This is a genomic window from Streptomyces sp. McG3 (assembly GCF_018619185.1).
In the GTDB taxonomy this organism is placed as follows: domain Bacteria; phylum Actinomycetota; class Actinomycetes; order Streptomycetales; family Streptomycetaceae; genus Streptomyces.
Genome location: NZ_JAAXYC010000321.1, coordinates 1 through 8,519 on the forward strand (window position 1 = coordinate 1; position 8,519 = coordinate 8,519).

Sequence of the window (8,519 nt, forward strand, 5' to 3'; positions counted from 1 at the left end):
CGCCTCCACCGTGCCCCCGCCCCCCAGGCACGCCGGGACCTACCGCCAGGGTGGCGACGGCGCGCACGGCGCGAGCGGGCTGCCGGGCCGGCGCGCAGGCGACCCCCGCCTCTCCCTGACCGTCAGCGCCGAGAACCGGCCGGCCTCCGGGGAGCGCCGCGGCCGCCGCGTCAGCTGCACGGTCGCCCTGGCGGTGGCGGGCGCGCTCGCGGTCGTCACCTTCGGCACGGGCCTGCTCGACGGCTTCTTCCCGAGCGGCGACGCCGACCGGAACCGGGGCAACGACGCCGCGGCGACCCCGTCGGGCTCCGCCTCGCCCCCCGACTCCGGGAAGCCGACGCCCGCCGAGTCCGCCGACGCGAGCGGGGCCCCGGCCGGACAGCTGCCGAAGGCGTACGTGGGCACCTGGCAGGGGCCGGTCACCGAGAAGACGACCGGCCAGCCGCACGGCACCCTCACCGCCGTCTTCACCGAGGGGAAGCGCGGCGAGCGGGTCGTCCGGATGAGCACGACGATCTCCCAGCTCGGCATCACCGTCACCTGCAACAGCGTCGGCACCCTCGCCTCCGGCACCGCGAAGGAGCTGAACATCCGCGAGGCCACCGACCCGGACCGCCCCAGCACACCGGGTCTGTGCACCACCACCGAGGCCGACCTGGTCTTCCGCCTCGCCGACGACGGCACCCTGGACTACCGCTCGAAGGAACGCGCCGCGGGTCTCCCCTACGGGAAGCTCACCAGGTCCGGCGGCTGAGGGCGCCCAGGGCTGGCGTACGCTGGATCGGTCCGAGGATCCGTAGAAAAACCGCCGAAAGGTGACAGCCCGGTGACCGAGAAGGCCGACCTTCAGCCCGTCCTCGACCGAGCCGCCGAAGGCGGTCGGATCACCCCGGAGGAGGCGCTCGACCTCTACCGGTCCGCGCCCCTGCACGCGCTGGGCGCCGCCGCCGACGCCGCACGCCGCCGCCGCTACGCCGGTACGGAACACATCGCGACGTACATCATCGAGCGGAACATCAACTACACCAACGTGTGCGTGACGGCCTGCAAGTTCTGCGCCTTCTACGCCCCGCCCAAGGACACCGCCAAGGGCTGGACCCGCGACCTCGACGACATCCTGCGCCGCTGCGCGGAGACCGTGGAGCTGGGCGGCACCCAGATCATGTTCCAGGGCGGCCACCACCCGGACTTCGGCGTCGAGTACTACGAGGAGCACTTCTCCGCGATCAAGAAGGCGTACCCGCAGCTGGTCATCCACTCGCTGGGCGCCTCCGAGATCGAGCACATGGCCCGGATCTCGAAGGTCTCCGCCGAGGAGGCCATCAGCCGGATCCACGCCGCCGGGCTCGACTCCTTCGCCGGCGCCGGCGCCGAACTGCTGCCCGCCCGGCCGCGCACCGCGATCGCCCCGCTCAAGGAGTCCGGCGAGCGGTGGCTGGAGATCATGGAGATCGCCCACGGCCTCGGCGTCGAGTCCACCTCCACCATGCTGATGGGCACCGGCGAGACCAACGCCGAGCGCATCGAGCACCTGAGGATGATCCGGGACGTCCAGGACCGTACGGGCGGCTTCCGCGCCTTCATCCCGTACACCTACCAGCCGGAGAACAACAAGCTGAAGGGCCAGACGCAGGCCACGCTCTTCGAGTACCTGCGGATGATCGCCATCGCCAGGCTCTTCCTCGACAACGTCGCCCACATCCAGGGCTCCTGGCTGACCACCGGCAAGGAGGCCGGCCAGCTGTCGCTGCACTACGGCGCGGACGACCTCGGCTCGATCATGCTGGAGGAGAACGTCGTCTCCTCCGCCGGCGCCAAGCACCGCTCCAACCGGCTGGAGATCATCGACCTGATCCGCAAGGCGGACCGGGTCCCCGCGCAGCGCGCCACGACGTACGAGCACCTCGTCGTGCACGACGACCCGGCGATGGACCCGGTCGACGAGCGCGTCGTCTCGCACATCTCCTCCACCGCGATCGAGGGCGGTACGGCCCACCCGGAGCTGAAGCTCCTCAACGCCAACTGACGATCCATGCTGACGATTCACGCCGCGCCCCTGGTCCTCCCGGGGGGCGCGGCGGCCGTCGTGAACGGCGCCGTCGCGGTGGACGGCGACCGGGTCGCGGCCCTCGGCCCCTACGAGGAGGTCGTCGCCGCGCACCCGGCGGCCCGGGTCCGCCGCTGGCCCGGCCTCATCACGCCGGGACTGCGCCAGGACCGGCCCCGGGAGCTGCTCACCCGCTGCTACCACCCCGACCCCCGCGAGGCCGACGAGCTGGGGGAACTCCCCGTCTGGGGAGTGGAGTTCGAGCGGCTCGCGGCGACGATGGACACGGCCCGGCGGGCCGGGTCCGTCCGGCGCGGGCTCCAGCGGATGCTGCGGCACGGCACGACGCACCTGGCGGGCCCCCTCGACGCGGAGGACCCCGCGCTGCGCACGGCCGTCGCCCGGTCGGGCCTCGTCCGGGTCCCACCGCCACCCACGCCCCCCGGACCGCCGGACCTGGACCCCTTCGCCGCGGGCGGCGACCTGGCCCGCACGGCGGGCGCCCCGCTGACCGTGGGCGGCCGGGCGGACCTCGCGGTCTTCGACGTACCCGACGAGGCGGCCCTGTACGCGGCCGGGGCGCGCGCCTGCGTGGCGACGGTCCTCGCGGGTCGGCTCGTGCACCGCGCCCGCTGAGGCCGGAGCCGGCACACCTCGGCCCGAGGCGAACCGACCCCGCAGCGGGGCCTCTCTCGTAGGCTCGCGCCCATGACTGAATGCGTACAGGTGTCGACCGCGACGGAGACCCGGGAGCAGGCGATTGCCCTGGCGGGCGGGGCTGTTCAGCAACGTCTGGCGGCGGGCGCCCAGATCGTGGGGCCCGTAGTCAGCGTCTTCTGGCACCTCGGCCAGTACGGGACCGGTGAGGAGTGGCAGGTCCTCCTCAAAACGACGGTGGAGCGCTACACCGAGCTGGAGGCGCATCTTCTGGAGCGGCATCCCTGGGACAGCCCGGAGCTGTGCGCCGTCCCGATCGTCGAGGGTGCCGACCGGTGCCTCGAATGGATCCGGACTTCGGTTGCCCCCTCCTAGGCGGCGGTGCCTTCGAGGAGCTCACGGACTGCGGGAAGGCCGGCGTGCGGGCGCAGGCGGTTGATCAGCGGGACGAGCCGCTGCGCCGGGCGTTGGGATGCGATCCCTCGGGCGAGGGCGGTTGCGCGGCCGACATGCCGCGCGGCCACCTCGATCTCGTCGGCGGTGAGGTAGGCCTGAGCGAGCCAGGACAGGTAGAGGGACTTGTCGCGCGCGTGGTCGTCGCTGTACTGCTCGAGTGCGCGGGTGAGGGCGGGGACGGCGCGAAGCGGTCGTCGAAGCTCCGTCCAGCAGCGGCCGGTCATGATGTCCAGCTCGACGTGGTCGACCCAGGCTGCCCAGTCAGGCTGGGGCTCGTCTTTCTGCGTGCTGTCGAGAGCATCGCGGGCCGCCTCCAGTGCACGCTCCGTACCTCCGATCTGGCCGTCGACAGCGCAGGCCCAGGCGTGGCGCTCGTGCAGCAGCGCGCGGACGGTGGTCGGGGTCCGGGCCGTGATCGTGGCGCAGGAAGCCTCTGCGACGGCGACGGCGGTCTGTCGGTCGTCGGGTCCGATCTTGTAGGCGAGGAACGCGAGCGCGTTGCCGTAGAGGTCCGCGTCCCGGGCCTCGCGCGCGAGGTCGCGACTCTCCTCGTACAGGTCCACCGCTTCCCGGACACGGCCGCCGTCGAATGCGGACCATCCCGCCTGCTGCGCCTGCTCGGCAAGGAGCGCCGTCGCCTTCTGGCGGGCGTCGTCGGTGAAAACGGCCGCTCGCAAAGAGGACTTGGTGCGCTGGAGCTCCGCGAGGTACACACGATACGTGTCGCCGCCGCCGAGGTAGATGTCAAGGCGCCGGAGGCGGGATGCCCGTGCGCGCAGTTCCTCGACGTAGGCCGGGGTGACCCGGATCGGTGGCTCCGGGTGGTGCGGGGCGGGGAGCGCTGCGGCGAGGCCGGCGGTGGTGGCTGCCTGGAGTATGGTTCGACGTCGCACGTGCGGTCCGATCTCTTCACTGGAATGACCAGGAGAGTCAGCCTCCCAGGGGCGGGAAGCCAAGCCGAAAACGCGCCCCGGGACCCGTAATGCGTCGGCGATCTGGACGATCTTCTCGAAGGTCGTGATGCGCCCGCGGCCCTTGGCGAGTTCCCCCACGCGATTCGGCTTGATGTCGCATTCCGTGGCGATCTTGGAATACGAGATGCCCGCGTGCTCGCGCGCGAGGCGGAACACCGTCCCGAAGTCATGATTCGCCAGCGCGCGGTGCATCTCTTCTTGGTCGATGAGGTCGCGCGGTAGAGCTGTCGGCGGCTGGTAGGTCATGCGGCTCTCCTGCCTGCTGGTCCCACTGTGCACGGGGGACACCCACGGCGTGTACCCATCATGGGTACACCCGCGATGGGCAGGCGGGGCACTCCCAGGAAAGGGACCCTCGGACGTCAAGGCCCCGGCAGCGGTTACGGCCGCCTGCCCGGGGCGACGACTGACTAGGAGTCGCCGTGCGCGGAGTTGACGCGATGTCTGATCTGAGAGGGAAAGGTGTCTCGCTGGCGCGGGAGCGGACGCTCGCCGACGAGCACTGGCTGCTGGCGGCTTCACGCCACTGTGGGAAGACGAGAAGCGGCGGGAGAAGAAGGTCCGGGTGTTCCCGGACCGGTTCACGGCGCTGTTCGGGGTCGAGCTGGCCACGGATGGCCGCGCGGCGGCTCTCCTCTTCCCTCGGGTCGATGCGGAGTCCTCGCCCGATGTGGTCGGTGATGCGGTGCAGGCGTTGGGGGACGACGACTTCATGAGCGGCGCCACGGAGGACCGATACCCCGACATCTTCGAACTGGCCGGAGGTGTGGACGGCGGTGGACTGCGAAGCGCTCGGGGTGAGGTATCGGCCCGGCTCGCCGTGCTGCCTCATCGGACGGTCCGGCGGAGCCACGACGTTCCGGCGAGCGTTGCCGCCCTCCGGAAGGCCGCGGAAGCGGTCCGACGCCAGGCACCATGCCCAACAGACCCCCGCACCCTGGACGTCTGGGGCGCGGTCTCCACCGCACAACTCGACGATCGACGGAGGACAGGATGACCATCGCAGCTCAGCCGCCCGCTCTCGCCCGTACCAGCAGCGACCCGGAACAGATCCTCAACGCCCTGGCGCCGCACATCGAAGACCTCACGGTGAACGTCATGGACGGCGGCCCCTGCGGGAGCGGGAGATCGCTCTGCTCCTCCGGGACAACACCATGGTCCGGAACATGGCGGAGCGGATCCTCGGGCAGGCCGTGGCGTACGTCGTGTGTGCCATGGAGAACCCCGACGTCCACCTCGGTGTGGGGAAGCTCGTCGACATCGGTGTGCATCAACTCATCCTCGACACCCCGGTCTATTGGGCGCTGTGCAAGGTCCACAACGCCGGGGTGTACAAGCATCACGCGCCGTTCGTCGCGCGTCGGTCCGACGGTCTGTGCCTGCGTACCGCGGACTTCCTGGCGGCCGAGGGCTGGGATGTCGACGCCGAACTGTGGGAGATCGACGGGGCCGACTGCTCACCGTGCGACAGCAAGGTCCCCGACAGCCACTGACCCGCGATCCGGCCCCCTACGTCGGCCCCCTGCTCTCCTCTCGCGCGGACGGCAGGGGCCTTCCCTGTCGACCATCGAGAGAGGCACCGTGCCTGCACGACACGACATCGCAGCCGAGACCGAGCTGTGGGACAGCTACGCCGCCAGCGCGTTCAAGGACGGCATGGAACCCGCCTTCTGCTGGACGCAGTACGCCGGTCACGGTCCTGGGCCGGAGCTCCTCGGCGATCCGGCGTCGGTGCTGGAGATCGGTTGCGGTACCGGCCGGGCGCTCGCCCTCCTTGCGGGGCTCGGGATCAAGGCGAGGGGCATCGACCTGTCCCCGGTCATGGTGAAGAAGGTGACCGAGCGGTGGGCCGGTACCGGGGCCGACTTCGTCTGTAGCGAGGTGCTGGAGACGCTCGCCGTCGACGAGGCGACCTATGACGCCGTCTACTCGATCTTCGGTGCGGTCTGGTTCACCGACCCGGCGCGGCTGCTCCCGCTCGTCGCGTCGCGGCTGCGGCCGGGCGGCGTGTTCGCGTTCTCCCACCCTCCGGCGATCCCCGGGGCGTACGGGCCGCAGGGCATGTACAAGGGCGGGTTCACCGGGAAGGCGATGTACACCTATCGGTACAGCTACACCCCGCGCCGATGGGCCGGGCTCCTCGAACGGGCGGGCTTCCGCGCCATCGACGCTCGCGTCCTCGACGCCCCGCAGGCCGGGCACATCGGGACGCTCCTGGTGACCGCCCGCCGCTGATCCGATGCCCGGCTGCAGCTGGAGGCCCGGCAGGTATCTGCCGGGCCAATCGCCCTTCTTCGGGGCCCCGAGGTTGTGTTCCCATGGGAACAAAGTCGCCCACGGATGCGGGCAGATGCGGGAGCGTCTCACAGGCCAAGGGATCATCGCAGGCCAGAAGGGAGGGACGGTCCCCTGCCGGCTCCGACTTCGTACGCTCCCTACGGGAAGGTCACGGCACCTTCGGGCCGCCCAGGTAGCGTCCCTTCGCGTCGTACGGCCAGGCGTTGGCGACGCAGCCCTTCAGCCCGTCGATCTGCTGCATCATCGCGGGAGCGGGGCGCCCCTTGCCCGGGCAGGTCTCGTGGCCGCGCCCCAGCCAGTGGCCGACCTCGTGGTTGACGATCAGCGCCCGGTACTCCGCCACGGGCCCGTCGAACTGCGGCGAACCGAGCTGCCAGCGCTTCAGGTTGACCATCACCTTCTCGCCGCCCCGGCAGTTGACCTCGCCGCGCGTCTTCAGGCCGTACTCGCCGCAGATCCGGTCCGTGGTCGCCGGGGTGGCGATCTTGATCACGAGCCCGGCCGGTCCGTCGGCGACCTGACGGAACGTGTGCTCGCCGTCGTGGCTCCAGCCGCGCGGGTGGGCGAGGACAGCGGCTATCTCCTCGGCGGCCCGGTCGGGGTCGACGCCGCTGCCGTCCTCCACCTCGACCCGGTAGGCGCTGCCCCTGCCCTTCGCGTCGACCCCAGCACGGGCCACGGTGAACGTGCCGGGCCCCGAGGCGGGGATGTCCTCGGCCCGGACGTCGCCGTCCTTCTTGTCCGGGGCCGAGGGAGAGGCGGAGGCCGTCGGGGACGGCGGGGGAGTGGACGCGGGACGGTCCTCCAGCGGCTCCGACGCGTTGTCCGGTCCGCCCGCCGGGGCCGTACGGGACGCGCCCGGGGCCGCCGTGTCCGCCGGGCCGCCCCCGTCCTGCCAGGGGCGGCCGACCAGCAGGGCCGCGCCCGCCACGACCACGAGGGCCAGCACGGTGAGCGAGGCCGCCCGGCGCCGGTTGCGGCGTCTGCGGCGCACCCGGGAGCGGGCCGTCGAGCGTGCGCGGCCCGGTGCGCGCCCCGGCCCCCGGGGCGGCGGCACACGCAGCCGGAACGTGTCCTCGTCGCGGTCCGGTTCGCCGTACGCGCGCGGCAGGGTGCCCGTGGGCCGGCGGCGCGTCACGAGGCGGCCCCGCTCCGCGGCGCCGGGTTCTCGTCGGCGTACGCGATCAGCTCCCGGAACCGCGGGCTCTGGACGACCCGGACCAGGTCCCCGGCGGTGACGGGAGCACCGCCCGCCCCGGACGGCGCGGGCGAGACGGACAGGGCCACCGTGCTGCGGCCGGAACGGTACTGGAGGGAGACCTCCGTACCCGTCCGGCCCTCGGCGGGCTGCCGGTACACGTGGGCGGGCGTGCCGTCGTCCAGGGTGAGGTCCTCGCAGGTCAGCCCCTTCTCCGGGATGTCGCGACAGGCGGGCGCCGGGCCCCCCGGCTCCGGGCGCACCGCCAGGCGGACGGTGTGCACGATGCCGCCGCGCCGCCCCTGGTAGCTCTCCGGGCCGTCGCCGACCGGCAGGACCGTCCCGATCGACGCGGGCAGCAGGGCGTCCAGCGCCCCGGCCGCCTCCAGGAGGGAGCCGGCGCCCGACTCGCGGCCGCCGAGCAGATAGACGGAGGCGGAGCCGCGCAGGTACAGGAAGGCGACCCGGGGCCGGTCGGCGGCGGGCAGGTCGGGCACGTCGGCGCGGACCTTCCCGATGCGCTGCTCGGTGCGCTCCACCAGGGCCTTGCCCGCCTCGGCCACGCCGAGGGCCCCGGCCACGGCCTCGATCCGGGGGCCGATGTCGTCGAGCTCCTTCGGCGGGTCCAGGACGACCAGCGGGATGCCCTGGTCGATGTAGTTGCGCGAGGCGTCGTAGATGAACGACACCGGCGCGTCGGCGGCCTTCTCGGCCTGGGTGAAGTCGTGGGTGAAGCCGCCCTCGGTGCCCGGCGCGATCTGGTTGCGCAGGCGGATGTTGGCGAAGGTGCCGCGGATCATGACCTCGTGGTTGCCACGGCGCGAGCCGTAGGAGTTGAAGTCGCGGCGCTCGACGCCGTGCTCCGTGAGGTACTTGCCGGCCGGGGTGT

The 8,519-nt window shown here is 72.3% G+C and carries 6 protein-coding genes and 3 pseudogenes; 6 read left to right on the plus strand and 3 right to left on the minus strand.

From position 1 onward, the window contains the following. From HET64_RS32705 to cutA, 4 genes and pseudogenes are all read left to right on the plus strand, one after another. Positions 1 to 754, plus strand: a pseudogene (locus HET64_RS32705) (serine/threonine protein kinase); the annotation flags it as partial. A 72-nt stretch (positions 755 to 826) separates the two neighbouring features. Next, entirely contained in the window at positions 827 to 2,026 is a 1,200-nt protein-coding gene (mqnC, locus tag HET64_RS32710; protein WP_215110781.1) for a cyclic dehypoxanthinyl futalosine synthase, read from the plus strand. Between the two features lie 6 nt (positions 2,027 to 2,032). Beyond that, positions 2,033 to 2,683 carry a hypothetical protein gene (locus tag HET64_RS32715; protein ID WP_215110782.1) on the plus strand — a complete coding sequence of 217 codons (651 nt, stop codon included), beginning with the start codon at positions 2,033 to 2,035 and terminating at the stop codon, positions 2,681 to 2,683. Between the two features lie 72 nt (positions 2,684 to 2,755). Further along, entirely contained in the window at positions 2,756 to 3,079 is a 324-nt protein-coding gene (cutA, locus tag HET64_RS32720; RefSeq protein WP_215110783.1) for a divalent-cation tolerance protein CutA, read from the plus strand. Here cutA and HET64_RS32725 read toward each other — a convergent pair. Continuing rightward, a complete protein-coding gene (locus tag HET64_RS32725) occupies positions 3,076 to 4,380 on the minus strand; it encodes a helix-turn-helix transcriptional regulator (RefSeq protein WP_215110784.1) in 1,305 nt (434 codons plus the stop codon). The genes cutA and HET64_RS32725 overlap by 4 nt on opposite strands. A 747-nt stretch (positions 4,381 to 5,127) precedes the next feature. Here HET64_RS32725 and HET64_RS32730 point away from each other — a divergent pair. Further along, positions 5,128 to 5,627: pseudogene (locus HET64_RS32730) on the plus strand (hypothetical protein). Positions 5,628 to 5,715: 88 nt separating this feature from the next. Continuing rightward, positions 5,716 to 6,369, plus strand: coding sequence for a bifunctional 2-polyprenyl-6-hydroxyphenol methylase/3-demethylubiquinol 3-O-methyltransferase UbiG (locus HET64_RS32735; protein ID WP_215110785.1), 654 nt, complete (start codon positions 5,716 to 5,718; stop codon positions 6,367 to 6,369). A gap of 211 nt (positions 6,370 to 6,580) precedes the next feature. Here the strand turns inward: HET64_RS32735 and HET64_RS32740 are convergent, their stop codons facing one another. Both HET64_RS32740 and acnA read right to left on the minus strand, forming a co-directional pair. After that, positions 6,581 to 7,570 (minus strand): DUF3152 domain-containing protein, encoded by a 990-nt coding sequence (locus tag HET64_RS32740; RefSeq protein ID WP_215110786.1) that lies wholly within the window; start codon positions 7,568 to 7,570, stop codon positions 6,581 to 6,583. A 452-nt stretch (positions 7,571 to 8,022) separates the two neighbouring features. Further along, a pseudogene (gene acnA / locus HET64_RS40185) lies at positions 8,023 to 8,519 on the minus strand (aconitate hydratase); the annotation flags it as partial.